The 25,321-nt window shown below is 72.2% G+C and carries 21 protein-coding genes; 12 read left to right on the top strand and 9 right to left on the bottom strand.

All coding sequences use genetic code 11. The annotated features are described in order from the left end of the window. Positions 1-175 precede the first annotated feature (175 nt). Positions 176-406, bottom strand: a complete 231-nt coding sequence (locus tag ACFVUY_RS33680; RefSeq protein ID WP_359912625.1) for a hypothetical protein — start codon at positions 404-406, stop codon at positions 176-178. 538 nt (positions 407-944) lie between these two features. Between ACFVUY_RS33680 and ACFVUY_RS33675 the strand changes: the two genes are divergently transcribed. The 6 genes from ACFVUY_RS33675 (at position 945) to ACFVUY_RS33650 (ending at position 8,157) form a co-directional block, all read left to right on the top strand. Beyond that, positions 945-3,056 (top strand): DNA topoisomerase IV subunit B, encoded by a 2,112-nt coding sequence (locus ACFVUY_RS33675; protein ID WP_359912622.1) that lies wholly within the window; start codon positions 945-947, stop codon positions 3,054-3,056. 155 nt (positions 3,057-3,211) lie between these two features. Further along, entirely contained in the window at positions 3,212-3,697 is a 486-nt protein-coding gene (locus ACFVUY_RS33670) for a DUF1453 domain-containing protein (protein ID WP_387736089.1), read from the top strand. 29 nt (positions 3,698-3,726) lie between these two features. Beyond that, positions 3,727-4,902, top strand: coding sequence for a sensor histidine kinase (locus ACFVUY_RS33665; protein ID WP_387736087.1), 1,176 nt, complete (start codon positions 3,727-3,729; stop codon positions 4,900-4,902). Continuing rightward, a complete protein-coding gene (locus ACFVUY_RS33660) occupies positions 4,899-5,606 on the top strand; it encodes a response regulator (protein WP_387736085.1) in 708 nt (235 codons plus the stop codon). Before ACFVUY_RS33665 ends, ACFVUY_RS33660 begins: the two co-directional genes overlap by 4 nt. Before the next feature lie 320 nt (positions 5,607-5,926). Next, positions 5,927-6,358, top strand: coding sequence for a DUF485 domain-containing protein (locus ACFVUY_RS33655; protein WP_359912610.1), 432 nt, complete (start codon positions 5,927-5,929; stop codon positions 6,356-6,358). Then, entirely contained in the window at positions 6,355-8,157 is a 1,803-nt protein-coding gene (locus tag ACFVUY_RS33650) for a cation acetate symporter (RefSeq protein WP_387695453.1), read from the top strand. The genes ACFVUY_RS33655 and ACFVUY_RS33650 overlap by 4 nt, the downstream gene beginning before the upstream one ends. Before the next feature lie 111 nt (positions 8,158-8,268). Here ACFVUY_RS33650 and ACFVUY_RS33645 read toward each other — a convergent pair whose 3' ends face one another. Both ACFVUY_RS33645 and ACFVUY_RS33640 read right to left on the bottom strand, forming a co-directional pair. Next, positions 8,269-8,955 carry a response regulator gene (locus tag ACFVUY_RS33645; protein WP_359912604.1) on the bottom strand — a complete coding sequence of 229 codons (687 nt, stop codon included), beginning with the start codon at positions 8,953-8,955 and terminating at the stop codon, positions 8,269-8,271. Further along, positions 8,955-10,550 carry an ATP-binding protein gene (locus ACFVUY_RS33640; RefSeq protein WP_387695452.1) on the bottom strand — a complete coding sequence of 532 codons (1,596 nt, stop codon included), beginning with the start codon at positions 10,548-10,550 and terminating at the stop codon, positions 8,955-8,957. The genes ACFVUY_RS33645 and ACFVUY_RS33640 overlap by 1 nt, the downstream gene beginning before the upstream one ends. A 250-nt stretch (positions 10,551-10,800) precedes the next feature. Between ACFVUY_RS33640 and ACFVUY_RS33635 the strand changes: the two genes are divergently transcribed. From ACFVUY_RS33635 to ACFVUY_RS33625, 3 genes are read left to right on the top strand one after another with little or no spacing between them, the layout of a single operon-like run. Then, on the top strand, positions 10,801-11,625 hold the full coding sequence (locus ACFVUY_RS33635) for an ABC transporter ATP-binding protein (protein WP_387736083.1): 825 nt from the start codon (positions 10,801-10,803) through the stop codon (positions 11,623-11,625). A gap of 40 nt (positions 11,626-11,665) precedes the next feature. Then, a complete protein-coding gene (locus ACFVUY_RS33630; protein WP_380540235.1) occupies positions 11,666-12,550 on the top strand; it encodes an ABC transporter permease in 885 nt (294 codons plus the stop codon). Positions 12,551-12,589: 39 nt separating this feature from the next. After that, a complete protein-coding gene (locus ACFVUY_RS33625) occupies positions 12,590-13,651 on the top strand; it encodes an ABC transporter substrate-binding protein (RefSeq protein WP_387736081.1) in 1,062 nt (353 codons plus the stop codon). A gap of 54 nt (positions 13,652-13,705) precedes the next feature. On the opposite strand, the gene ACFVUY_RS33620 is transcribed toward ACFVUY_RS33625, so the two are convergent. From ACFVUY_RS33620 to ACFVUY_RS33595, 6 genes are all read right to left on the bottom strand, one after another. Continuing rightward, on the bottom strand, positions 13,706-14,608 hold the full coding sequence (locus ACFVUY_RS33620) for a sucrase ferredoxin (protein WP_359912592.1): 903 nt from the start codon (positions 14,606-14,608) through the stop codon (positions 13,706-13,708). 39 nt (positions 14,609-14,647) lie between these two features. After that, on the bottom strand, positions 14,648-15,370 hold the full coding sequence (locus ACFVUY_RS33615) for a hypothetical protein (protein ID WP_387736079.1): 723 nt from the start codon (positions 15,368-15,370) through the stop codon (positions 14,648-14,650). A gap of 17 nt (positions 15,371-15,387) precedes the next feature. Beyond that, the gene (locus ACFVUY_RS33610; RefSeq protein WP_387736077.1) at positions 15,388-16,431 is read right to left on the bottom strand and encodes a hypothetical protein; all 1,044 of its coding nucleotides are present in this window, start codon (positions 16,429-16,431) and stop codon (positions 15,388-15,390) included. A gap of 14 nt (positions 16,432-16,445) precedes the next feature. Further along, positions 16,446-17,708 carry a WXG100 family type VII secretion target gene (locus ACFVUY_RS33605; RefSeq protein ID WP_387736075.1) on the bottom strand — a complete coding sequence of 421 codons (1,263 nt, stop codon included), beginning with the start codon at positions 17,706-17,708 and terminating at the stop codon, positions 16,446-16,448. Between the two features lie 28 nt (positions 17,709-17,736). Further along, positions 17,737-18,030, bottom strand: coding sequence for a hypothetical protein (locus ACFVUY_RS33600; RefSeq protein WP_359912580.1), 294 nt, complete (start codon positions 18,028-18,030; stop codon positions 17,737-17,739). Positions 18,031-18,219: 189 nt separating this feature from the next. Then, positions 18,220-20,670, bottom strand: coding sequence for a DNA topoisomerase (ATP-hydrolyzing) subunit A (locus ACFVUY_RS33595; protein ID WP_387736073.1), 2,451 nt, complete (start codon positions 20,668-20,670; stop codon positions 18,220-18,222). A 307-nt stretch (positions 20,671-20,977) separates the two neighbouring features. Here ACFVUY_RS33595 and ACFVUY_RS33590 point away from each other — a divergent pair, with 307 nt between their 5' ends. The 3 genes from ACFVUY_RS33590 (at position 20,978) to ACFVUY_RS33580 (ending at position 25,284) form a co-directional block, all read left to right on the top strand. Then, complete coding sequence (locus ACFVUY_RS33590; protein WP_359912575.1) at positions 20,978-22,327, top strand: pitrilysin family protein; 1,350 nt, start codon at positions 20,978-20,980, stop codon at positions 22,325-22,327. Between the two features lie 20 nt (positions 22,328-22,347). Beyond that, positions 22,348-23,712 (top strand): M16 family metallopeptidase, encoded by a 1,365-nt coding sequence (locus tag ACFVUY_RS33585; protein WP_387736182.1) that lies wholly within the window; start codon positions 22,348-22,350, stop codon positions 23,710-23,712. A 378-nt stretch (positions 23,713-24,090) separates the two neighbouring features. Beyond that, complete coding sequence (locus ACFVUY_RS33580; protein ID WP_387736071.1) at positions 24,091-25,284, top strand: RtcB family protein; 1,194 nt, start codon at positions 24,091-24,093, stop codon at positions 25,282-25,284. The last annotated feature ends 37 nt before the right edge of the window (positions 25,285-25,321 follow it).

Below are 25,321 nucleotides of genomic sequence, written 5' to 3'. Positions count from 1 at the left end.
TCTGACGCAGTGTCGGCAGTCGCGGCCGGGCCGTCACCGGGCCCGGGAGGGCGCCCGGGGGTACAGCAGAGCCGGGCGGCCGGCCCCCGAAGGGGTCAGCCGCCCGGCCCACCGGTCGCGCGCGGTGCACGACCGGACACAGCTCGACGCCGGCTGCTGGTTTTGGCGCCCGGGATCAGCGCTCGTCTTCGGTCGCCGTAGCGGTGGTCGTGGTGAGACGGCCGCTCTCGTCCTGTATCTCCACGGCGATCTTCTTGAGCTCGGGCTCGAACTTCCGGCCGTGGTGGGCGCAGAAGAGCAGCTCTCCGCCGCTGGCGAGTACGACGCGCAGGTAGGCCTGGGCGCCGCAGCGGTCGCAGCGGTCAGCCGCGGTGAGCGGGCTCGCAGGGGTCAGAACAGTAGTCACGTCGCCTCTTCTCTAGCTCGACGAGCTGTCGTACCAGGGTCAACATCCAACCAGGCCGAAAACGTTCCCGCTCGTGGCTTTTCTTCTCTGAGGATTCTGCTGTGTTGATGAGGACGTGCCCCGGGCGTCGGTGGTTCATGCGTGCCGATTCCCGGGATCCGCCCGTCGCTCGAACGCCCGATCGGGATCGGGTACGAGGTCCGCGTAGCATAATCCTCTGCCGGGTTGGAGCATAAGCCCCGCCCCGGGCCCCGGTAGCCTGCATAACGGCAGTTCCGGAGCCTGTGCCGGGTCCCACGATCCGCCAGGACCGGTGGTACCGGGAGGAGATGGCGCCCCCGGGGTCCGTACCCGGGTGCGGTGCTTGTTCGCGCAGCGCGTACAAGCTGCGCGGGGCCGGCCCGTCGTGCTGTGCACCCGGCGCAGGGGATCGGGCACGCAGGGCGACGGGTGTCGGTGCGGCGTGCTGCACTGGCGTTTGGTCCGGATGCGTCCGGATGTGACCGATGAGACAGAACTTCACCGAGGAGAGTGCCGCGTGAGTGCCGAAACGACCGTGCCGTCCGCGCTGCTGGCCGGCGACGACGGTTCCAACTACACCGCGCGGCACCTGCTCGTCCTGGAGGGCCTGGAGGCGGTCCGCAAGCGCCCCGGCATGTACATCGGCTCGACCGACAGCCGCGGCCTGATGCACTGCCTCTGGGAGATCATCGACAACTCCGTCGACGAGGCGCTCGGCGGCTACTGCGACCGCATCGACGTCGTGCTGCACCCCGACTCCTCGGTCGAGGTCCGGGACAACGGGCGCGGCATCCCGGTCGACGTCGAACCCAAGACCGGACTGTCCGGCGTCGAGGTCGTGATGACCAAGCTGCACGCCGGCGGCAAGTTCGGCGGCGGCTCCTACGCGGCCTCCGGCGGTCTGCACGGCGTCGGCGCCTCGGTCGTCAACGCGCTCTCCGCCCGCCTCGACGTCGAGGTCGACCGCGGCGGGCACACTCACGCGATCAGCTTCCGCCGCGGCACCCCCGGCCTCTTCACCGAGGCCAGCCCGGACGCGCCCTTCGAGCCCGGCAACGGCCTGACCAGGGCCCGCAAGGTGCCGAAGACCCGCACCGGCACCCGGATCCGCTACTGGGCCGACCGGCAGATCTTCCTCAAGGACGCCAAGCTCTCCCTGGAGAACCTGCACAGCCGCGCCCGGCAGACCGCCTTCCTGGTCCCCGGCCTCACCATCGTGGTGCGTGACGAGCGGCTCACCGAGAGCGAGAAGGTCGAGGAGAGCACCTTCCGCTTCGACGGCGGCATCGCCGAGTTCTGCGAGTTCCTGGCCCCCGACAAGCCGGTCTGCGACGTGGTGCGGCTGCACGGCGAGGGCACCTTCAAGGAGACCGTGCCGGTCCTGGACGACCTCGGGCACATGACCCCCACCGAGGTCACCCGCCACCTCGGCGTGGACATCGCGCTGCGCTGGGGGACCGGCTACGACACCACGCTGCGCTCCTTCGTCAACATCATCGCCACCCCCAAGGGCGGCACCCACGTCACCGGTTTCGAGCGCTCGCTGGCCAAGACGGTCAACGAGGCGCTGCGCGCGGGCAAGCTGCTGCGCGTCGCCGAGGACGACATCACCAAGGACGACGCCACCGAGGGCCTCACCGCGGTGGTCACCGTCCGGCTCGCCGAGCCGCAGTTCGAGGGCCAGACCAAGGAGGTGCTCGGCACCTCGGCGGCCAACCGGATCGTCGCGGCCGTCGTCGCCAAGGAGCTCAAGGCCTTCCTGACCTCGGCCAAGAAGGACCAGAAGCTCCAAGCCCGGGCCGTGCTCGACAAGGTCGTCGCGGCCGCCCGCACCCGGGTCGCCGCCCGGCAGCACAAGGAGGCCCAGCGCCGCAAGACCGCGCTGGAGACCAGCTCGCTGCCCGCCAAGCTGGCCGACTGCCGCAGCGACGACGTCGACCGCAGCGAACTGTTCATCGTCGAGGGGGACTCCGCGCTCGGCACCGCCAAGCTCGCCCGCAACTCCGAGTTCCAGGCGCTGCTGCCGATCCGCGGCAAGATCCTCAACGTGCAGAAGGCCTCGGTGAGCGACATGCTCAAGAACGCCGAGTGCGCCGCGATCATCCAGGTGATAGGGGCCGGCTCGGGCCGCACCTTCGACATCGACCAGGCCCGCTACGGCCGGGTCATCTTCATGGCCGACGCCGACGTCGACGGTTCGCACATCCGCACCCTGCTGCTCACGCTCTTCCACCGCTACATGCGGCCGATGGTCGAGCAGGGCCGGGTCTTCGCCGCGGTGCCGCCGCTGCACCGGATCGAGCTCACCAGCCCCAAGCGCGGCCAGGAGAAGTACCACTACACCTACTCCGACGCCGAACTGCGCTCCACGCTGCTGGAGTTCCAGCGCAAGAACCAGCGCTGGAAGGAGCCGGTGCAGCGCTACAAGGGCCTGGGCGAGATGGACGCCGACCAGCTGGCCGAGACCACCATGGACCCGCGCCACCGCACGCTGCGCCGGATCAACCTGGGCGACCTGGAGCAGGCCGAGAGGATCTTCGACCTGCTGATGGGCAACGACGTCGCCCCGCGCAAGGAGTTCATCGTGGACTCGGCGGCCACCCTGGACCGCTCCCGCATCGACGCCTGATCCCGGCCGCGCGCGAGGGCCCTCCACCCGTGGGTGGAGGGCCCTCGCGCCGCCGGTTCCACCCGTGGTCCACCCCGGCTCCGATCAGCGGGAAGCGCCGGATCCGTAGCGTCGGAGAGGTCAGCAACAAGCCTCTCCCCGGGACGGAGAATTCGATGAGTTCCATCGCCAACATCCTCGTGGTTCTTGCGGTGGTGGTCCTGGTGGTCCAGCGCCAGATGCGCGTCCAGCGCCTGGACACCGAGCGCCGTTTCTGGCTGCTGCCGCTGATCCTGGGCGCGCTCGCGCTGCGCGACCCGCAACTCGTCGACCACCAGCACACCGCGCTCTCCGCCGGGCTGCTGGCCGCCGGACTGGTCGCCGTGCTCGCGATGGGCACGATTTGGGGCTGGACCGTCCGGGTCTGGCGGGCCTCCGACGGCAGCGTCCTGGTCAAGGGCACCAGGGCCACCGTGGCCGCCTGGTGCGGGATGATCGCCGTCCGGATCGGCCTGTACGCGGTCGGTGCGGCCCTGCACGTCCACCAGGCGGGCAGTTCGCTGATGCTGGGCATGGCGGTCCTGCTGCTGGTCCGCTCCCTCGTGGTGAACTGGAGGGCCCGGTCGCTGGAGCCCTCGCGGCCCGCCGCCGCACTGCACTGACCCGCCGCCGTGAGCATCGAGGAGGCCCCGTGGCCGGGTGGTACTGGACCCGCTGGCCGTCCCGGGAAGGGATCGGCCACGAGGACGAGAGCCGGCCGCGGCGGGTCCTGTCCGTGTTCGGCCGGAGCGTCCTGCTGGTCGCCGTCGGCTGGGGGACCTTTTCCGGCGGCAGGTACACCGGCTGGGCGGTGGCGGCCGCGGCGGCCGGGCTGGCCGCGGCCGTCGCCCTCTGCACGGCGTACCTGCGGGTCACCCGGGAGCAGCGCCCGGCGGTCTCGTACCTGCTGGCCGCCGTCCTGGTCGGCGGCGGCTGGCTCGCCGACCAGGGGCTGGCCCACACGCTGGCCGACTTCCTGTGGATCGGGTTGGCCGTGACGGCTCTGATCCGGCTGCCGCCCGCGCCCGCGCTGGTCGTCGCGGCGGCCGCGCTGGGTTCGTACGCGGCGGTCTCCCCGGCGGGCTGGCTCGGCAACGCCGCCACCGTCGGGGGCTCCGTCCTGGTCGGCTGCCTGCTGCGGCTGGACATCGAGGCGCGCGGCACCGCCCGCCGGCTGCTCGCCCAGGAGAGGGCCGCCCGGGCCGCCCAGGCGGAGAGCGCGGCGCTCGCCGAACGGGCCAGGATCGCGCGGGAGATCCACGACGTGCTCGCCCACAGCCTCTCCGCGCAGCTCGTCCACCTGGAGGCGGCCCGGCTGATGCTGGACGCCGGGACGGACCGCGAGCAGATCCGCGAACGGGTCGTCGCCGCCCGGCGGATGGCGCAGGACGGGCTGGCCGAGACCCGCCAGGCACTGTCCGCGCTGCGCGGGGAGCTCACCCCGGTCGGGGAGTTCCTGGTCGAGCTGACCGGTCGGGAGCGGGCCGCCCTCACCGTCACCGGCACGCCCCGCCCGCTCGCCGCCGAGGTCGCCCTCGCGGTGCGGCGCACCGCGCAGGAGGCGATGACCAACGTCCGCAAGCACGCGTCCGGGGCCCGCAGCTCCGTCGAACTGCGCTACCTGGACGGCGCGGTGGAGCTGGAGGTGTGCAACACCCGGCCGTCGCGCGGCCAATCCGCGGGTGAGGCCCCGTCGGAGGAGCTGGCCGCCAGCGGCAGCGGGTACGGTCTGCTGGGAATGCGCGAACGCGCGGAACTGCTCGGGGGCACGCTGCTGGCGGGCCCGCAGGACGGAGGGTGGCGCGTGCTGCTGCGGGTGCCGGCATGAGTGAGCACATGAGTGGTGCGGGGGCGATCAGGGTGGTGGTAGCGGACGACCAGACCGTGGTGCGCGAGGGCATCGTGATGCTGCTGGGGCTGTTGCCCGGTATCGAGGTGGTCGGTGCAGCCGGGGACGGGGAGGAGGCCGTCGCCCTGGTGGAGCGTCATCACCCGGACGTGGTGCTGATGGATCTGCGGATGCCGCGCTGCGACGGGGTCGAGGCGACGAGGCGGATCCGCGCGGCGCACCCGGAGACCGAGGTCGTGGTGCTCACCACCTACGCCGACGACGACTCGCTGTTCCCGGCGCTCCGGGCCGGGGCGCGCGGCTACCTCACCAAGGACGCCGGCGCCGAGGAGATCGCCCGGGCCGTCGCGGACGTCCGCTCGGGTGCCGCCGGGCTCTCCCCGCAGATCCAACTCCGGCTGCTGGAAAGGCTTTCGGAGAAGCCCGGCGACCCCGGGCCGGCCGCCGGGAGGCCCGGAAGCCGGTCGGGGGAGCTGCCCGACGGGCTGACCGTCCGGGAGGCCGAAGTGCTGGCGCTGATCGCCGAGGGGCTGTCCAACGCCGAGATCGCCCAGCGGCTGTTCGTCAGCCAGGCGACCGTGAAGACCCACATCAACAATCTGTTCGCCAAGACCGCGGTGCGGGACCGGGCTCAGGCGGTCGCGTACGCGTTCCGACACGGAATCACTGGGACGCAGCAGTAGTCCGATGAGTGTCTGTCGGATGATCGATCACCTCATCGAGTGAACGTATCTGCGATGGTCAGGGGCGCTCTCCTAGGGCCGCCATCATGGTTCGGGTCAGAACATCCGGCCGTCCAGGAGCAGCAGTGCCACAGCAGCAGACGAGCAGTCCCGGCCCGGGACAGCAATTCGACTGGTGGGCCGCTGCGGCCGCCGGTAACCCCGTTGAGTCCGCCGAGCCATCGGCTGCGCACCGCCGGACGGCGGTACCGGCGCAGTCGGGCCCCGCCCCCACGGACCACGTTCCTACGGCCCGGTCGGCAGAGGCCGCCGTCGGGTCAGTGGCCGTCGGCGCACCGGTCCACGGGGCCGCCGTCGAGCCGTTCGCCCAGAGCATCCCAGCCGATCCGGCGGCCCCGGCCGCACCGCACGCACCACTCGACGAGGAACCGGTCGCCGACCGCACCGAGGTCTACCGGACGGTTCAGGCCAGCGAGACGTTCCTGCAGATCCGCCGCAGCTACCGGACTTTCGTCTTCCCGATCACCGGTGCCTTCCTCGCCTGGTACCTGCTGTACGTCGCCGCCCAGGCGGGTGCCCCCGACCTGATGCGCCGGACGGTGGCAGGCCCGCTCAACGTGGCCTGGCTGCTGGGGCTGCTGCAGTTCGCCTCGACCTTCCTGCTCACCTGGCTCTACGCCCGCAACTCCCGGACCAAGCGCGACCGCGCCGCCCTGGGCCTGCGCTGGGACACCCAGGACCAGCTGCGATGACGCCCCTGCTGGCCACCGTGCCCACCGATGCGGCCAAGGCCGCGGTGCAGACCGCCGTCCGGACCGTGGTGTCGACCGCCACCCCGCCGCCGGTCGCCCCCACCGGCGACCACCACTCGCTCGCCATCGCGCTGTTCGCCGTCGTCGTCCTGGTCACCCTGGGGGTCACCCTCTGGGTCGGCCGCCAGGGCAACGCCGCCGAGGACTTCTTCGCCGGCGGCCGCGACTTCACCCCGCTGCAGAACGGCTTCGCGCTCTCCGGGGACTACCTCTCCGCCGCGTCCTTCCTGGGCGTCGCCGGGCTGATCGCGCTGTACGGCTACGACGGCGTGCTCTACAGCATCGGCTTCCTGGTCGCCTGGCTGGTCGTGCTGATGCTGGTCGCCGAACTCGTCCGCAACGCGGGCCGGTACACCCTCGCCGACGTCCTCGCGCTGCGGCTGCGCCGTCGCAAGGTGCGCGCCGCGGCCGGCGGTGCCAGCGTCGTGGTCACCCTGCTCTACCTGGTGGCCCAGATGGTCGGCGCCGGTTCGCTGGTCGCCCTCCTGCTCGGCACCGGCAGCCCGCACGCCCGCACCTGGACCATCATCGCGGTCGGCGCCCTGATGATCGTCTACGTCACCATCGGCGGGATGCGGGCCACCACCTGGATCCAGATCATCAAGGCCTTCCTGCTGACCGGCGGTTCGGTGCTGCTCACGGTGCTGCTGGTGGTCCGCTTCCACGGGGACCTCGGCGAGCTGATGCGCGAGGCCGCCCAGCACAGCGGCGCCGGGCAGCGCTACCTGGAGCCCGGGCTCAAGTACGGCGGCAGCATCACCAGCCGGCTGGACTTCGTCAGCCTCGGACTCGGCCTGGTGCTCGGCACCGCGGGCCTGCCGCACATCCTGTCCCGCTTCTACACCGTGCCCACCGCGCGGGCCGCCCGCCGCTCCACGATGTGGGCGATCGGCCTGGTCGGCAGCTTCTACCTGATGGCCATCGTGCTCGGCCTCGGCGCCACCGCGCTGATCGGCTCGGCCGAGGTGCGGCACGCCAACTCGGCCGGGAACACCGCCGTTCCGCTGCTCGCCCTGGTGCTCGGCGGCGGCAACGGCAGTACCGGCGGGGTGGTGCTGTTCGCCCTGATCTCGGCGATCGCCTTCGCCACCATCCTCGCGGTGGTCGCCGGGCTGACCCTGGCCTCCTCGGCGGCCTTCGCCCACGACATCTGGGCCGGCGCCTGGCGCGCCCGGCCGAGCCGCGAACAGCTGAAGAGCCGCGAGCAGTCGAAGAACGGCCGCGGGCGGCGCCGCCGGGGCGAGAGCGTCCCGGCCTCCCGGGCGGCGGAGGAACCGGTCTCCGAGCTCAGTGAGCAGCAGGAGGTGGTGGTCGCCCGGTTCGCCGCCGCCGGGATCGGTGCGACGGCGATCGTGATCAGCCTCTTCGCCCAGCAGCTGAACGTCGCCTTCCTGGTGGGCCTGGCCTTCGCCGTCGCCGCGTCCTCCAACCTGCCGGTGCTGCTGTACAGCCTGTTCTGGTCGCGGTTCACCGCTCGCGGCGCGGTCTGGGCGGTGTACGGCGGGCTGGTCCCGGCGATCGTGCTGGTGTTCTTCTCGCCGGTGGTGTCCGGCTCCCCCGAGGCGCTCTTCCCGGGCCTCGACTTCCACTGGTTCCCGCTGGAGAACCCGGGCATCGTCTCCATCCCGCTGGGCTTCCTGGCCGGCTGGGTCGGGACGGTCACCTCGTCCGAGCCCGCCGATCCGGACCGGTTCGCCGAGCTGGAGGTACGTGCCCTCACCGGTGCGGGCGCGGCCTGAGCCGTCGCGCCCGGGGAACCCCGGCGGGCCTGGGGCCGCCGGGGTTCCCCCCTGTCCGGCCCCAGGCCCGGGACCACGCCCGGCCCCAGGCCCGGACCCTGTCCGGCGCCCCTAGGCGCGGGCCGCCAGCCCGTAGCGGTGCTCCGGCCGGCCGGTGTCGCCGTACCGCAGGGTCAGCCGCAGCCGGCTGTCCCGCTCCAGCTGCTTGAGGTAGCGCTGCGCGGTGGAGCGGCTCAGCCCGGTGGCGTCGGCGACCTCCTGGGCGGACAGCGGCCGGCCGGCCCGGCGCAACACCCCCATCACCAGGTCCGTGGTGGGCGCCGAGTGGCCCTTGGGGAGCGTTCCGGCCGGGGCGGCGGCGCTGCGCAGGGTCGCGAACAGCCGGTCCACCTCGTCCTGGCCGGCCTCCCGGGCCGGCGCGGCGAGCGCGTGGCGCAGCTGCGCGTACGCCACCAGCTTCTCCCGCAGCCCGGCGAAGGTGAACGGCTTGACCAGGTACTGGAGTGCGCCGTGCTGCATCGCGGCGTGCACCGTCGACACGTCCCGGGCGGCCGTCACCATCATCACGTCGCAGGCGACCTGGCGTTCCCGCAGCCGGCGCACCAGGGCCAGGCCGGTCTCGTCGGGCAGGTGGTGGTCGAGCAGCAGCAGGTCCACCGGGCGGCGCTCCAGGGCGGCCAGCGCCTCCCCGGCCGAGTGCGCGGTGCCGGTCACCCGGAAGCCCGGGACCTTGGCCACGTAGGCGGCGTGCACGTCCGCGACCCGGAAGTCGTCGTCCACCACGAGTACGTCGATCATCACGCCTCCACGAGCCGACTGGTGAGCAGGGCCTCGGGCAGCTCGACGGTGAACCGGGCGCCGCCGAGCGGCCCGGTGTCGAGCACGATCCGGCCGCCGGTCCGCTCGACCAGCCGCCGCACCATCGCCAGCCCCAGCCCGCGCGGACGGTGCGCGGGCGCGTCCTTGCTGGTCCACCCCTCTTCGAAGACCTGCTCGCGCAGCTCCTCCGGCACGCCCGGGCCGCTGTCCGCGACCTGCAGCAGCAGGGTCGCTCCGGCCGCCGCCAGGCTGACCTCCACCCGGCCCCCGCCGCCCGCGGCCAGGGCGTCCACCGCGTTGTCGATCAGGTTGCCGAGCACCGTCACCAGTGCCCGGGCGTCCACCACCGCGTCCGGCAGGTGCGCCGCCGCGGCCAGCGCCAGCAGCACCCCGCGCTCGCCCGCCACCGAGGTCTTGCCCGCCAGCAGTGCCGCCACGTGCGGGTCCTGCACCTGCTCGGCGATCCGTGCGGCGACCACGGCGTGCGAGCCGGACTGCTCCGAGATGAACGCCACCGCCTGCTCGTGGCGGCCCAGTTCCAGCAGGCCCAGCAGGGTGTGCATCCGGTTGGCGTGCTCGTGGTCCTGGGCCCGCAGCGCCTCGGTCAGGCTGCGGGTGGTGTCCAGCTCGCGGACCAGCGACTCCAGCTCGGTGCGGTCCCGCAGGGTGACCACCGCGCCGCCCTCGGGGGTGGTCGTGCGGTTCACCACGAGCACCCGGTCGTCCCGGACGGCCGGCAGGTCGGCGCCGGCGATCCGCCCGGAGAGCACGTCCGCCAGCCGGCCCGGTGGCAGCACAGCGCCGATCGGCCGGCCGGTGCAGTCCTCGGGCAGGCCGAGCAGCCGCAGGGCCTCGTCGTTGGCCAGCCGGATCCGGCCGCGTTCGTCCAGCGCCACCATGCCCTCGCGGATTCCGTGCAGCATCGCCTCCCGTTCCACCAGCAGCGCCGAGATGTCGGCCAGCGCGATGTTGTGGGTGCGGCGCTTGAGCCGGCGGGCCAGGAGGAGGGTGGCGAGCGTGCCGGCGGCCAGGCCGGCGCCCGCGCACAGCAGGATGCCGGTGAGCATCGTCAGCAGCCGGCGGCGGATCGAGTCGTCGCTGATGCCGACCGAGACCTCGCCGACGATCCGGCCGTCCGCCATCCGCAGCGGCACCTTGCCGCGGGCGGTGCGGCCCAGGGTGCCCTGCTGGATGGCGGTGACGCTGCGGCCGCTGAGGGCCGGCTCCGGATCGGTGCTGACCCGCTGGCCGATCCGGCCCGGGTCGGTGTGCGACAGCCGGATGCCGTCCAGGTCGGTGACCACCACGAAACTGGCGCCGGTGGCCAGCCGGATCTGCTCGGCGTTGCGCTGGGCGGCCACCACGTCGCGGCCGGCGGCGGCCCGGGCGATGTTCTCGTCGGTGGCGGTGGCCTGGGCGATCGACAGCGCCCGCTGCATCGCGTCGTGGTCCAGCTCGCTGCTGACCGGGGCCAGGAACAGCCCGGCGGTCACGGCGGTGACACCGACGGTGACGACGGTCTGGCTCAGCAGCAGCTGGGCGAAGACCCGGCGGGGTCCGCGGGGGAGCTTCATCCGGACCTCCTCTCGGCGGCTGCGGGGGATCGGGCGTCCTCGGGGGGCGGTCGGGGCGCCGATGGGTGGGGTCGGGACACCCTATGTTTCCGGGGTGTTTCTGTCAGCCGCGTCCCCGCAGTTGTAGCGGAAGCAAAACGAGCAGAACACCCCTCTATGCGGAGAAGTCGCACTACGCGAAGAAGGCTCCCGCCGGGGCCGGGCCCGCTCCTACCTTTCCGGGGCAGGCAACAGACCCGGGAGGATCGACATGAGCAAGACCCCGGCGATCGAGCTGACCCGCGCGACCAAACGGTTCCGCACCCCCTCCGGGGCGCTGCACACCGCCGTCCGCGATCTCGATCTGACCGTCGCCCAAGGCGAGTTCGTCGCCGTCGTCGGCCCCACCGGCTGCGGCAAGTCCACCACGCTGACGCTGGTCAGCGGTTTGGAGGAGCCCACCGAGGGCGAGGTCCGGGTGTACGGCGAGCCCGTGCGCGGGATCGACCCCAAGGTCGGGTTCGTCTTCCAGCAGGACGCCGTCTTCCCCTGGCGCACCGTCCTGTCCAACGTGATGGCCGGCCCGCGCTTCCGCGGCGTGCCCGCCGCCGAGGCCCGGGAGCGGGCCCGGGACTGGCTCGGCCGGGTCGGCCTGGCCGCCTTCGAGGACCGCTACCCGCACCAGCTGTCCGGCGGCATGCGCAAACGCGTCGCGCTCGCCCAGACCTTCGTCAACGACCCGGCGATCCTGCTGATGGACGAGCCGTTCTCGGCACTGGACGTGCAGACCCGGGCGCTGATGTCGGACCAGCTGCTGGAGCTGTGGGCGGGGACCGGTTCCGCCAGGGACGCGGCGTCGGTCGTCTTCGTCACCCACGACCTGGACGAGGCCATCGCGCTCGCCGACCGGGTCGTCGTCATGACGGCCGGACCGGCCACCGTCAAGGAGATCTTCACCGTCGACCTGCCGCGCCCGCGCAGCGTGGAGGCCGTCCGACTGGAACCGAGGTTCGTCGAGCTGTACCGCGAGATCTGGGCCTCGCTCGGCGAAGAGGTGCGCATCACCCGGGAGAGAGGAGCGGGTCGTGCCGCTTGAGACCGCATCCGAGTCCGCGTCCGAATCCGGGGCGGAGTCCGTGCCCGGGTCCGGGGCGGCTCCGGCGTCCGCGCCGGCCGCCGCCGGGAAGCCCCCGGCCGTCACGACGAGGACCGAGGCCCGTGAACGGGCCGCCCGCAACCGGCGGCTGGGTGTCTTCGGCGCCCGGGTCGCGGTGCTGGTCGCCTTCCTCGGACTGTGGGAGGTCTGCGCCCGGACGGACGTCATCGACCCGTTCAACTTCTCCCAGCCGTCGAGGATCTGGGACCAGATCTGGCAGTGGACCACCCACGGCACCGCGCAGGGCTCGCTCGGCGAGCAGATCGGCTACACCCTCTACGAGGCCCTCACCGGCTGGGTGATCGGCGTCATCGGCGGTGTGCTGCTGGGCATCGCGCTCGGCCGGGTCCGCTTCCTGGCCGATGTCCTCGGGCCGTACATCAAGGTGCTCAACGCCATCCCGCGGATCGTGCTCGCGCCGATCTTCCTGATCTGGTTCGGCCTGGGCCCGGCCTCCAAGGTCGCCTCCGCGGTGGTGCTGGTGTTCTTCCCGGTGTTCTTCAACGCCTTCCAGGGCGCCCGCGAGGTGGACCGCAACCTCGTCGCCAACGCCCGCATCCTGGGCGCCGACAACCGCAGGGTCACCCTCCAGGTGGTCATCCCCGCCGCCACCACCTGGATCTTCACCAGCCTGCACGTCAGCTTCGGCTTCGCGCTGATCGGCGCCATCGTCGGTGAGTACATCGGCGCCACCAAGGGCCTCGGCCTGCTCGTCGCGGCCGCCCAGGGCACCTTCAACGCGGCCGGCGTCTACGCGGCCATGACCATCCTCGCCGTCGTCGCACTGCTCACCGAGGGACTGCTGACCTTCGCCGAGAAGAAGCTGTTCCGCTGGAAGCCCGCCGACGCGGGCGACGGCCGCTGAACTCCCCCCGTCGTCAGAAGAGAGAGGCACCCCCCACCCATGCGCAGACCAGTCGCCGCCGCCCTCGCCGCCGCCCTGCTCCTCCCGCTCTCCGCGTGTGCCAACGACGCCGCCACCGCCGGCCACGGCGCCGTCGCCGCGCCCGCCGGGCAGCAGGTCGACGGACCCAAGGTCAAGATCATGGTCGGTGGCCTGGACAAGGTCATCTACCTGCCCGCGATGCTCACCCAGCGGCTCGGCTACTTCGCCGACGCCGGCGTCAACGTCGAGCTGATGACCGAGCCGGCCGGCGTCAACGCCACCACCGCGCTGCTCGCCGGGGACGTCCAGGGCGCCGTCGGCTTCTACGACCACACCATCGACCTCCAGGCCAAGGGCAAGAAGGTCGAGTCCGTCGTGCAGTTCGCCCAGGCGCCCGGCGAGGTCGAGGTGGTCTCCACCAAGCAGGCCGACGCCATCAGGTCCGGCGCCGACTTCAAGGGGAAGAAGCTCGGCGTCACCAGCATCGGCTCCTCGACCGACTTCCTCACCAAGTACCTCGCGGTCAAGAACGGCACCGCCGTCAGCGAGTTCAGCCCGATCGCGGTCGGCGCCGGCCAGACCTTCATCGCCGCGCTCCAGCAGGGCAGCATCGACGCCGGGATGACCACCGACCCGACCGTCGCGAACATCCTGGACAAGGGCCTCGGCAAGGTCCTGTACGACATGCGCACCCCCGAGGGCTCGCGCGAGGCCCTCGGCGGGCTGTACCCGTCCTCGTCGCTGTACATGAACACCGACTGGGTGGAGAAGAACAAGGACACCACCCAGAAGCTCGCCAACGCCTTCGTGAAGACCCTCAAGTGGATGTCCGGCCACACCCCCGAGGAGATCGCCGCGAAGATGCCCGCCGACTACGCGCAGGGCGGCGCCGAGCAGTACGCGGCGGCGATCAAGGCGACGCTGCCGATGTTCACCACGGACGGCGTGATGCCGGCCGACGGGCCGAAGACGGTGCTCTCGGTGCTCGCCGAGTTCCACCCGGACGTCAAGGGCAAGGAGGGGACGATCGACCTGGCGAAGACGTACACCACGGAGTTCGTCGCCAAGGCGGCCGGCTGACGCTCCGCCGCAGCGGTCCCGCGCTCACCCCCACGGGCGCGGGGCCGTCGCGTATCAGACCCCCCGTACGGACAGCACGTCCATCCGCGAGGGCGTCCCCGCCGCCTTGCCGCAGCTCTCCGGGCGGGCCGGCTCGCTGGCCGCCTCGATCACGTCCACCTCCCAGGACCGCCCGTCCCGGTGCAGCACCGTCACCAGCCAGCGGCCCCCGCCGTCCGGCCGCTGGGTGAGCGTCAGCACGTCCACCCCGGTCTCGCCGGTGGCCAGCCGCACCGCGTGCTCGGCCGCCTGGCCCGGACGCTCCCAACCCGAGCAGCCCCGCGACCACTCCGGCACCACGTGCCCGGCCGCCGTCGCCGCCAGCACCTCCTTGGCCGTCTCCGGCGTCAGCCGCCCGTACGCGTAGCCGTACGGCAGCACCAGCATCGTGGGGGAGAAGCGGTGCCCGCCCAGGTGGGTCACCTCCCACACCTCGCTGTGCCCGGCCGCCGCCAGCTCCGCCGCGAGCGGCCGGCCCAGCAGTGCGCAGCAGCGGTCCCGCCGCCCGTTGGTGCACACCAGGGCCACCGGGCCGCCGACGTGCTCCGTTCCGAAGCCGGTGTGGTCACCGGCGCCCAGCGCCGCGAAGTCCAGCTCCAGCAGCTCCGCCGGATCCGCCACCCCCGCCCGGCGCACCCAGCCGCGGCCGGGCACCGTGTGCGCCACGAGCACCTCGTGGCGCGCGGTCGGCAGGCAGTCGGCGTGCCGACCGGGCCGCCGGATCAGGGCCACCCGCACGCCCGTCCCCGCCGCGGCCGCCTCCAGCGCCCGCCCGACCGCCGCGTCCAGGTGGCTCTCACCCAGCGCCTTCGCGCCCCACGGCCCGTTCTGCTCCACCAGCAGCCAGGTGGTCGCCACCGCCGCCGTCGCTGCCAGCGGCTCCGAAAGTTCACGCGACACGGTCGCACAGGTGCTCACCCCGGCAAGGCTACCCTCACCTGATCACCCGCACCCGGCTCACCCGAACGCGGCCCTCACCCGCTGCGCCACCTCCTCGTCCACCGTGTCGTACAGCGGCTCGGAGACGATCGGGAGGTCGGCGAACTCCAGGTGGATGCTGCGGACGACATCGGCGAACAGCTCCGAGTAGAGCACCCAGTCCTCGGGGCACGGGGTGCTCAACTCCAGCGAGAGCAGCTGGGACTCGTTCGGCAGCGGCAGGTGCACCTGGATCACCGAGGTGGTCAGCACCCCGTCGGCGAGCGGGACCGCCAGGCCGTCCAGCGGGGTCGACCCGTCGTCGACCGGGGTCGCCACGGCGTCGATCACCGCCACCGCCCGTCCGGCCGGCAGCTCGATCGCCGTCACCTCCGCCTCCGGACGGGACAGGGCCAGGCGGGTGAGCAGGAAGTCCACCGCGCCCGGGTAGTCGGTCCCGACCAGGGGACACACCGAGGCCGTGATCGACGCCGTGCTGGGGCGCCCGTCCACGTCCACCAGGCACATCCCGGCGTGGATCACCCCGGCCTCGGCCATCGGCGGGATCAGCCCGGCCAGCGCCACGGCCCAGCGCACCCGCATCTCCTCGGGATGGGAGGCCAGCACCTCGCAGACCAGCTCCCAGAGCTCCTCGGCCACCTGGTCGTCGGTGCCCAGCACCGGGACCTCGTGGAAGGCGGGCGGGACGACGAAGCGGATCTGGAGCCGGGTGTCCTCGGTGACTGTCGGAATGTCGGACATCGGGCCCTCCACGGAGGTCATGAGGGCTTGCGGATCCGGTGGCGGACGTCCAGCCAGGACGGCGGGACGGGGACCGGGACGCCGTACGCGCGGGCCTCGATCAGCAGGTCGAGGTAGGCGTTGGCCCGGTCGCGCAGGCCGGAGCGGTGCCAGGTCCAGTGCGTCTTCAGTGCGGGGAGGGCGGTGAGCGCACAGGTGGCCACCAGCCCGCCGATGACGAGGATGGACTGCCGGCGCTGCTCGGAGTAGGTGAAGTCCGAGCCGAGAACGCCGACCATCACGGCCACGACGAGGACCAGGGCGAAGATTTTGCTCCACGTCGATCTCCGGCGGACGGTGCGCTTCTGCGCGGTGAGCAGCCCCCGGACCGCCTGTTCGTCCAGGAAGTCGACACCGTACGGAGCACCGAGTTCACGGGCCCGGCCGGCCAGTGCCCAGTGCTGTGCGAGCGCCGCCGGAGGCAGCACCGGGAACTTGGGGTCGATCACGGCGCCGGCCGGCCACCACGAGCCGGGCTGTGCAGCGACAGCGGGTGGGGGAAGCGGGGAGCCGTACGGGACCGGACCGGTGGGGTGTGGGGTCGGGGCGGCCGGTGGCTGCGGCTGCGGAGCGGCCCGGGTACCTTCCTCCCACACGGCCCGATCGGCATCGGCTCCCCACTCGGCGGGAATCCGGACCGTCAGCCCCGCGCGCCTGGCGTGGTTCAGCAGACCGATGTACGCGGTGAAGTGCACCGAGGCGGTCTGCTTGCTGGAGCTGCGGCCCGCGCCCCGCAGCCAGACCGCGATTCCGGCCGGAATCCCCAGGATCGCCGCTGCCCAGTTGCCGGTGACCAAGGAGACCACGATTCCACCGAGGACGAGGAGACCCGCGGCTTCGTCGTGCCAGTCCTGCTGATCCCGCTTCCGCAGGTGCTTGATCACCACGTTGCGGGCCACGTCGTCGTTCAACAGGGTGACCCCGTAGAGCGTTTCGGCCCGCCGCGCCGCCTCGGCCACCTCGGGCACGGCGGCGAGCTGTCCGCCCGGAACCGGCAGCGTCACATGGAGGTCCTTGACCATGAGCTGCTCCTCTCTCAGCCGACGGCGTTCAGGAACGGTGCGGACGCCGGTCGGTACGCGGGCTTTGGAAGCGGTCCCGGGGCCTCGACGTAGGACTCCCGGGCCTTCTCCTTCTTCTCGTCCTGGTAGAAGCCGTAGGCAAGTCCGTTCGCCTTGTTCGTGATGGTGACCGCGCGGGGATCCACTTCGACGCCTGCCTTCTTGAGCCCGCCGACGATGGCCTTGGTCGATATCGGGTTCACGGTCTTCTCGAACAGGCCTGCGCCGGCGGCCGAGGTGCGCTCGGCAGCGCCGGCTCCCTCGGCGGCCACCGACGTCCTGATGTTCTTGATCGGGGCCCGGACCACCTTGTTGACGACGCCCACGCCCTGAACTTTCGTGATCGACTTTCCGGCGGTGGCGAAGCCCTTGATGGCGCCGACACCGGGGATCACCCCGAGCCCGTCCATTCCGATCTTCAGCCAGGAGACATCCTGTCCGCGGGACTTGGCGATGCCGTGCCCGGCCATCGCGGCCGCACTGGTCAGCATGGCCGCGGCGCCCAGGATCGGGCCGGCCCCGGGGATCACCAGGGCCGCGATCGCCAGTCCGGCCGAAATCTTGGACAGGTCGTCGGCGTGCTCGGCCAGGAAGTCCAGCGACTTCTGCCAGGCGTGCTCCACCTTGTCCAGCATCCGCTTGAGGAAGCTCGGGTCCGGCGGGTGGTGGCGGGACGCCTCCATGATCGCCTTGGCGGCCGCCTCGGCCTTGTTCTTGTGGTCGGATAGCTGCTTGCGGCCGTTGGCGATCACCTCGTCGAGCTGGTGCACAAGCTGCTGCTGGGCCTGGAGTTTGGCCTCGAAGTCGGCCTTGGCCTTCGTCTGGGCCGCCGCGTCGGCGGACTGAGCGGAGGCGTCGAGGGCCTTTCCCGCGGTGTCGCACTGGACGTTCATGTCGCCCAGCCGGGAGCGCAGTTCGACGGCCTGGGCCTCCATGGTCCGGCCGGTGGAGAGCAGTCCGGTGAGCTGGGTGTGCCAGGCCTTGAGGGCCCGGGAGCAGGCGGCCATCGATTCGTGGCCCTGGGTGAGGTACTTGGGCAGTTCGCCCAGTTTGCCGGCGAAGTTGCGGGCCGCCTCGCCCTGCCATGCGCTGCCCTCGGAGCCGAGGTCGGCGAGCGCGTGGCGCAGTTCCTCCAGTTCGCGGGCGACGGCGTCGACGTCCGCGTACATCTTGGCGATGGCCGGGAGGTCCCCCGGGGCCGGGCAGAAGCCGAGGCCCGGCCAGTTCTTGTCACTCATGGTGTAAGTCAGTCCCCTGGGTGTTGGCTCAGGTCGCGCCGAGGCCCTTGGCGGTGCCCTGCTCGTTGTCCCCGTAGTTCTTGAGCGAGGCGTCCAGGCCCTCGCGCAGGCCGTGGGCGAGCTTGGCCATCCGGCCGATGCCGCCGTGCCAGTGGTCCTCGAAGCCCTTGCAGGCCGAGTCGAGCCGCTCGGTGCCCAACTGCTTGCCCTTTCCGAGGTTTTCGAGGCTCTTGGCGACCGCCCCCATGCGGTTGCCGCATTCGTCGAGCTGTTTGGACACCGTTCTCATCCGGCCCATGTCGATCTTGAATTCTTCGGCCAACTCCCCGTCCCCCCAAAGCTTGTGGCGCGATATGGAGCACCTGTTCGGTGAACCTAACCCATGGGTGGGCAAAGTTCGGGCCATGCCCGGGAATTGGAGATCGCCCTTCCGCATTCCCGGCCGGACGGGCACGAAAAAGCGGAGGGGCACCGGATGATCTCCGGTGCCCCTCCGCTCGTACGGGTGCCGCTACGCCGGGCCGGCGACCACCGCGATCGGGGTGGTGACCGGGGTGCCGGAGCCGTCGCGGCGCGGGTCGCGCTCGGGCAGGTCGACCGGGGCGCCCTTGGCGGTGGCGGCGCGGGCCGGGGCGGCGCCGGCCCAGGCGAAGGTCAGGGCCTCCTCGCCGCGCAGGAAGCGCTGGCAGCGCACGCCTCCGGTGGCGCGGCCCTTGCGCGGGTACTGCTCGAACGGGGTGACCTTCCAGCTCGTCTGCTCGCCGTCGGACAGCGTGCCCGTGGCCGTGGCCACCGAGACCACCACCGCGTCCGCCGCCGGGTCCACCGCCGTGAAGGACAGCACCCGCGCGCCGTCCGACAGCTTGATGCCCGCCATGCCGCCCGCCGGGCGGCCCTGCGGACGCACCTGGCCCGCCGGGTAGCGCAGCAGCTGGGCGTCCGAGGCGATGAAGACCAGGTCCTCCTCGCCGGTGCGCAGTTCGACCGCGCCCACCAGCTCGTCACCCTCCTTGAGGGCGATCACCTCGAACTCGTCCTTGTTCGCCGGCCACTCCGGCACCACCCGCTTCACCACGCCCTGCAGCGTGCCCAGCGCCAGCCCCGGCGAGGACTCGTCGAGGGTGGTCAGCGCCAGCGCCCGCTCCCCGTCCTCCAGCCGCAGGAACTCGCCCACCGCGGCCCCGCCCGCCAGCGTCGGCGACGGCGTCGGCGGCAGGCCCGGCAGGTCGATCACCGGCAGCCTCAGCACCCGGCCCGCGGACGTCACCACGCCGATGTCCGCCCGGGCCGTCGCGTGCACCGCCGACACGATCACATCGTGCTTCGCCCGCTTCTCCGACACCTCGAACGGCTCGCCGTCCGCCGTCCGCGCCAGCAGACCGGTCGACGACAGCAGCACCCGGCACGGGTCGTCCGCGACCTCCAGCGGCACCGCCAGCGCCGCCGAGGGCACCGCCCCCGCCTCCAGCAGCACCGTGCGCCGCTCGGTGCCGAACTGCTTCGACACCGCGCCCAGTTCGGACGAGACCACGCTGCGCAGCTTGGTGTCCGACTCCAGGATCTCGGTCAGGTCCGCGATCTCCGAGGTCAGCTTCGCCTTCTCCTGCTCCAGCTCGACCCGGTCGAAGCGGGTCAGCCGGCGCAGCGGGGTGTCCAGGATGTACGCGGTCTGCGTCTCCGACAGCGAGAAGCGCTCCATCAGGCGCTCCTTCGCCTGCTGCGCGTTGTCACTCGACCGGATGATCGCGATGACCTCGTCGATGTCGACCAGGGCCACCAGCAGGCCCTCGACCAGGTGCAGCCGCTCCTCGCGCTTGCGGCGGCGGAAGTCGCTGCGCCGGCGCACCACGGTGAAGCGGTGGTCGACGTAGACCTCCAGCAGCTCCTTCAGCCCCAGCGTCAGCGGCTGGCCGTCCACCAGCGCCACGTTGTTGATGCCGAAGGTCTCCTCCATCGGCGTCAGCTTGTACAGCTGCTCCAGCAGCGCCTCCGGCACGAAGCCGTTCTTCACCTCGATGACCAGCCGCAGTCCGTGCTCGCGGTCGGTCAGGTCCTTGACGTCCGCGATGCCCTGGAGCTTCTTCGCGTTGACCAGGTCCTTGATCTTCGAGATGACCTTCTCCGGGCCGACGTTGTACGGCAGCTCGGTGACCACGATGCCCTTGCGGCGGGCCGTCACCGCCTCCACCGTCGTCGTCGCCCGGATCTTGAACGTGCCGCGGCCCGACTCGTACGCATCCCGGATGCCCGACAGGCCCACGATCCGCCCGCCCGTCGGCAGGTCCGGACCGGGCACGAAGCGCATCAGCGTGTCCAGGTCGGCGCTCGGGTGCTTGATCAGGTGCCGGGCCGCGGCCACCACCTCGGAGAGGTTGTGCGGCGGCATGTTCGTCGCCATGCCGACCGCGATGCCCGTCGCGCCGTTCACCAGCAGGTTCGGGAACGCGGCCGGCAGCGCCAGCGGCTCCTGCTCGCTGCCGTCGTAGTTCGGGCCGAAGTCGACGGTGTCCTCGTGGATCGACTCCACCATCGCCATCGAGGCGGCCGTCAGCCGCGACTCGGTGTAGCGCATCGCGGCCGGCGGGTCGTCGTTGCCCAGCGAACCGAAGTTGCCGTGGCCGTCGATCAGCGGCAGCCGCATCGAGAACGGCTGCGCCATGCGCACCACGGAGTCGTAGATGGACGCGTCACCGTGCGGGTGCAGCCGGCCCATCACCTCGCCCACCACGCGCGCGCACTTCACGTGCGCGCGCTCCGGGCGCAGGCCCATCTCGTTGGCCTGGTACAGGATCCGGCGGTGCACCGGCTTCAGGCCGTCCCGTGCGTCGGGCAGCGCACGCGAGTAGATCACCGAGTAGGCGTACTCCAGGAAGGAGCCCTGCATCTCGTCCACGACGTCGACGTCGAGGATCCGCTCCTCGAAGTCTCCGGGCGGCGGGGTCTGCGAACTGCGGCGGGCCATCGCGGCGGGGCTCCCTTACGTGTCGCTGGCTGTGTCTCGGTAGGTCGTCGGTCGGTCGCCGAACGCCCGGGGGCGGTCGTCGGCCGTCTCCGCACCGTCCCGCCGCCGGACCCGTCAACCGGGTGCCGCCGACAGGGCGCGGCGCCCCCATTGTGGACCCTCTCGCCGACACTCCCGGTCAGCGGCCCTCTTCCGCCCCTGGCGAACGGCCCCGTCCGCGCGGACACGAACACGGCTCCCGCACGTTGCACCACAATGGGGGACGCCACACGAACCCCGACATCGACGACGGGAAGGACCCGAGCGCATGGCCAACCCGGCCCCCGCCTCCAGCCGAGGCATCGCCATCACCGAGCACCGCCTGGCCAACGGCCTGCGCGTCGTCCTCTCCGAGGACCACCTGACCCCGGTCGCCGCCGTCTGCCTCTGGTACGACGTCGGCTCCCGCCACGAGGTCAAGGGCCGCACCGGCCTCGCCCACCTCTTCGAGCACCTGATGTTCCAGGGCTCGGCCAACGTCTCCAACAACGGGCACTTCGAGCTCGTCCAGGGAGCCGGCGGCTCGCTCAACGGCACCACCAGCTTCGAGCGCACCAACTACTTCGAGACCATGCCCGCCCACCAGCTGGAGCTCGCCCTCTGGCTGGAGGCCGACCGGATGGGCTCGCTGCTCGCCGCGCTCGACGAGACGTCCATGGAGAACCAGCGCGACGTCGTCAAGAACGAGCGCCGCCAGCGCTACGACAACGTCCCGTACGGCACCGCCTTCGAGAAGCTCACCGCGCTCTCGTTCCCCGACGGCCACCCGTACCACCACACGCCGATCGGCTCCATGGCCGACCTCGATGCGGCCACCCTGGAGGACGCCCGCACGTTCTTCCGGACGTACTACGCGCCCAACAACGCCGTCCTGTCCATCGTCGGCGACATCGACCCCGAGCAGACCGTCGCCTGGGTCGAGAAGTACTTCGGCTCCATCCCCGCGCACGACGGCAAGCAGCCCCCGCGCTCGGGCGAACTCCCCGAGACCATCGGGCGGGAGATCCGCGAGGAGATCCACGAGGACGTCCCCTCGCGCGCCCTGATGGCCGCCTACCGCCTCCCGCACGACGGCACCCGCGAGGCCGACGCCGCCGACCTCGCCCTCACCATCCTCGGCAGCGGCGAGTCCAGCCGCCTCTACAACCGGCTGGTCCGCCGCGACCGCACCGCCGTCGCCGCCGGCTTCGGCCTGCTGCGGCTGGCCGGCGCCCCCAGCCTCGGCTGGCTCGACGTCAAGACCTCCGGCGACGCCACCGTCGAGCGGATCGGCACCGCCGTCGACGAGGAGCTCGCCCGCTTCGCCGCCGAGGGCCCCACCGCCGAGGAACTCGAACGCGCCCAGGCCCAGATCGAGCGCGAGTGGCTCGACCGGCTCACCACCGTCGCCGGCCGGGCCGACGAACTGTGCCGCTACGCCGTCCTGTTCGGCGACCCCAAGCTGCTCAACGACGCCCTCCCCAAGGTCCTCGACGTCACCGCCGAAGAGGTCCAGGCCGTCGCCAAGGCCCGGCTCCACCCCGACAACCGGGCCGTCCTCGCCTACGAGCCGACCGCCGCCGCCGAGACCGACGCCGACTCCGACGCCGCTTCCGAAGAGGAGGGTGCCGCCGTATGAGCACCGACTTCGTCCCCGCCATGACCTTCCACCCGCAGCCCCGGCCGGGCACGCCCAGCCCCTGGGACTTCCCCGCCCCCGAGCGGGCCGCCCTCGGCAACGGCATCACCGTCCTGCACTGCCACCGGCCCGGCCAGCAGCTGGTCGCCGTCGAGGTCCTGCTCGACGTCCCGCTCGCGGTCGAGCCCGAGGGCCTCGACGGCATCGCCGGGATCCTCGCCCGCGCCTTCAGCGAGGGCACCGACAGCCTCAGCGCCGAGGAGTTCGCCGCCGAGCTGGAGCGCGCCGGCGCCACCCTGGACGCCCACGCCGACCACCCGTGCATCCGGATCTCCCTGGAGGTGCCCGCCTCCCGGCTCCAGCGCGGCCTGTCCCTGCTGGCCGACGCCCTGCGCGCCCCCGCGCTGCCCGAGGCGGAGATCGAGCGGCTGGTCGCCAACCGCCTGGACGAGATCGTCCACGAGCAGGCCAACCCCGCCCGGCGCGCCGCCAAGGCCCTGTACGCCGAGCTCTTCGACGCCGCCGACCGGCTCTCCCGGCCCCGCGCCGGCACCGCCGACACCGTCAAGTCGATCGACCGCGCCGCCGTCAAGGCCTTCTACGACGCCCACGTGCGCCCCGCGACCGGCACCGTCGTGGTGGTCGGCGACCTCACCGGGGTGGACCTGCCGGCGCTGCTGGAGAGCACCCTCGGCACCTGGACCGGGACGGCCGCCGAGCCGTCCGTCCACGCCCCGGTCACCGGCGACGACCGCGGCCGCGTCGTCATCGTGGACCGCCCCGGCTCCGTCCAGACCCAGCTGCTCATCGGCCGGATCGGGCCCGACCGCCACGACCCGGTCTGGGCCGCCCAGACCCTCGGCACCTACTGCCTCGGCGGCACCCTCACCTCCCGCCTCGACCGCGTCCTGCGCGAGGAGAAGGGCTACACCTACGGCGTGCGCGCCTTCGCCCAGCCGCTGCGCTCGGCCGCCGACGGCAGCGGGCGCGCGATGCTCGCCATCAGCGGCTCGGTGGACACCGCCTCCACCGCCCCCGCGCTGGCCGACACCTGGACCATCCTGCGGACCCTCGCCGCCGAGGGCCTCACCGACGCCGAGCGCGACGAGGCCGTGCAGTTCCTGGTCGGCGTCGCCCCGCTGAAGTACGAGACCGCGGGCTCGGTCGCCGGCACGCTGGCCGACCAGGTCGAGCAGTACCTGCCGGACGACTACCAGGCCGAGGTCTACCGGCAGCTCGCCGAGCTGCGCACCGCCGCCGCCACCGAGGCGGTTGTCGCGGCCTTCCCGCCGGACCGGCTGGTCACCGTCCTGGTCGGCGACGCCGCCGTGATCGCCGACGACGTGCGGGCGCTCGGCATCGGCGAGGTCACCGTCGTCAGCTGACGCCCTTCGCCGTTCCGTCCGGCCCGGTGGAGCACCCGCTCCGCCGGGCCGGACGCGTCTTTAAATCCATTGCGGGCCGCACCCGTTCCGTGGATAGATGTTCCCCGGCGCACAGCACGTGCGAACCGCGCACCGCGACTGCGGACCGCGCACTGCGGACCGCGAACTGCGAACCGTGTACCGCGCACTGCGACGAAGGAAGGGAGGCGGTCACCATGCGGGTCGAGCAAGCCATACGACGCTCCCCGAGGCCGTATTCCCCCTGCACCGTCGCCCAGGGCGTCTGAGCCCCACCCCTGAACTTCCCCGAGCCGCACCGGGATTCCTCGCGCGGCACCATATTCCCCGAACCACCCGGCCCCTGGAGGTCGTTCACCCATGTCGTACACCGAGGTACCCGGCGTCCGCGTCCCGATCCGGATGTGGACCGACCCGGCCACCGTCGAGGGCCAGGCCCTCCAGCAGCTGCGCAACATCAGCTCCTTGCCGTGGCTGCACGGCCTCGCCGTGATGCCCGACGTCCACCTGGGCAAGGGCGCGACGGTCGGCTCCGTCATCGCCATGAAGGACGCGGTCTGCCCGGCGGCGGTCGGCGTCGACATCGGCTGCGGGATGAGCGCGGTGAAGACCTCGCTCGCCGCCGAGGACCTCCCGGACGACCTCTCCGTCCTGCGCCGCGAGATCGAGCGGGCCATCCCGGTCGGCCGCGGCCTGCACGCCGACCCGGTCGACCCGGCCAAGCTGTACGGCTTCCGCACGGCGGGCTGGGACGACTTCTGGCAGCGCTTCGACGGCATCGCGGAGGACGTCAAGTGGCGCCGCGAGCGGGCGATGCAGCAGATGGCGACGCTCGGTGGAGGAAATCACTTCATAGAACTGTGTGTTGATACGACTGATGCGGTCTGGCTGATGCTGCACTCCGGATCGCGCAACATCGGCAAGGAACTGGCCGAGCACCACATGGGCGTCGCCCGCGCGCTGCCGCACAACCAGGGCCTGATCGACCGGGACCTGGCCGTCTTCCTGGCGAAGACCCCGGAGATGGCCGCCTACCGCCAGGACCTGTTCTGGGCGCAGGAGTACGCCAAGCACAACCGCGCGGTCATGATGGCGCTCTTCCAGGACGTCGTCCGGCGCGAGTTCACCAAGGCGGAGGTCACCTTCGACGAGGTCATCAGCTGCCACCACAACTACGTGGCGGAGGAGCGGTACGACGGCGTCGACCTGCTGGTGACCCGCAAGGGCGCGATCCGGGCCGGCTCCGGCGACCTCGGGATCATCCCCGGCTCGATGGGGACGGGGTCCTACATCGTCCGCGGTCTGGGCAACGCGTCGTCGTTCAACTCCGCCTCGCACGGCGCCGGCCGCAAGATGAGCCGCACCGCGGCGAAGAAGCGGTTCACCGCCCAGGACCTGGCCGAGCAGACCAAGGGCGTGGAGTGCCGCAAGGACGGCGGCGTGGTGGACGAGATCCCGGGCGCCTACAAGAACATCGAGAAGGTCATCGAGCAGCAGAAGGACCTCGTCGAGGTGGTCGCGCACCTCAAGCAGGTCGTCTGCGTCAAGGGCTGACCGAAAGCCGATCGGGGTGCCGCCACGGTGTGGCGGC

Origin of the sequence: Kitasatospora sp. NPDC058063 (assembly GCF_042885395.1) — a bacterium.
Lineage (GTDB): Bacteria > Actinomycetota > Actinomycetes > Streptomycetales > Streptomycetaceae > Kitasatospora > Kitasatospora lactacystinica.
This window is presented reverse-complemented; position numbering and strand designations above follow the sequence as displayed.

Coding starts and splice junctions, on each gene's coding strand:
- ACFVUY_RS33670 (WP_387736089.1), top strand. CDS start 3,212: ATGAGTTCCATCGCCAACATCCTCGTGGTTCTTGCGGTGGTGGTCCTG.
- ACFVUY_RS33660 (WP_387736085.1), top strand. CDS start 4,899: ATGAGTGAGCACATGAGTGGTGCGGGGGCGATCAGGGTGGTGGTAGCG.
- ACFVUY_RS33650 (WP_387695453.1), top strand. CDS start 6,355: ATGACGCCCCTGCTGGCCACCGTGCCCACCGATGCGGCCAAGGCCGCG.
- ACFVUY_RS33645 (WP_359912604.1), bottom strand. CDS start 8,955: ATGATCGACGTACTCGTGGTGGACGACGACTTCCGGGTCGCGGACGTG.
- ACFVUY_RS33640 (WP_387695452.1), bottom strand. CDS start 10,550: ATGAAGCTCCCCCGCGGACCCCGCCGGGTCTTCGCCCAGCTGCTGCTG.
- ACFVUY_RS33635 (WP_387736083.1), top strand. CDS start 10,801: ATGAGCAAGACCCCGGCGATCGAGCTGACCCGCGCGACCAAACGGTTC.
- ACFVUY_RS33625 (WP_387736081.1), top strand. CDS start 12,590: ATGCGCAGACCAGTCGCCGCCGCCCTCGCCGCCGCCCTGCTCCTCCCG.
- ACFVUY_RS33615 (WP_387736079.1), bottom strand. CDS start 15,370: ATGTCCGACATTCCGACAGTCACCGAGGACACCCGGCTCCAGATCCGC.
- ACFVUY_RS33610 (WP_387736077.1), bottom strand. CDS start 16,431: ATGGTCAAGGACCTCCATGTGACGCTGCCGGTTCCGGGCGGACAGCTC.
- ACFVUY_RS33605 (WP_387736075.1), bottom strand. CDS start 17,708: ATGAGTGACAAGAACTGGCCGGGCCTCGGCTTCTGCCCGGCCCCGGGG.
- ACFVUY_RS33595 (WP_387736073.1), bottom strand. CDS start 20,670: ATGGCCCGCCGCAGTTCGCAGACCCCGCCGCCCGGAGACTTCGAGGAG.
- ACFVUY_RS33590 (WP_359912575.1), top strand. CDS start 20,978: ATGGCCAACCCGGCCCCCGCCTCCAGCCGAGGCATCGCCATCACCGAG.
- ACFVUY_RS33585 (WP_387736182.1), top strand. CDS start 22,348: ATGACCTTCCACCCGCAGCCCCGGCCGGGCACGCCCAGCCCCTGGGAC.
- ACFVUY_RS33580 (WP_387736071.1), top strand. CDS start 24,091: ATGTCGTACACCGAGGTACCCGGCGTCCGCGTCCCGATCCGGATGTGG.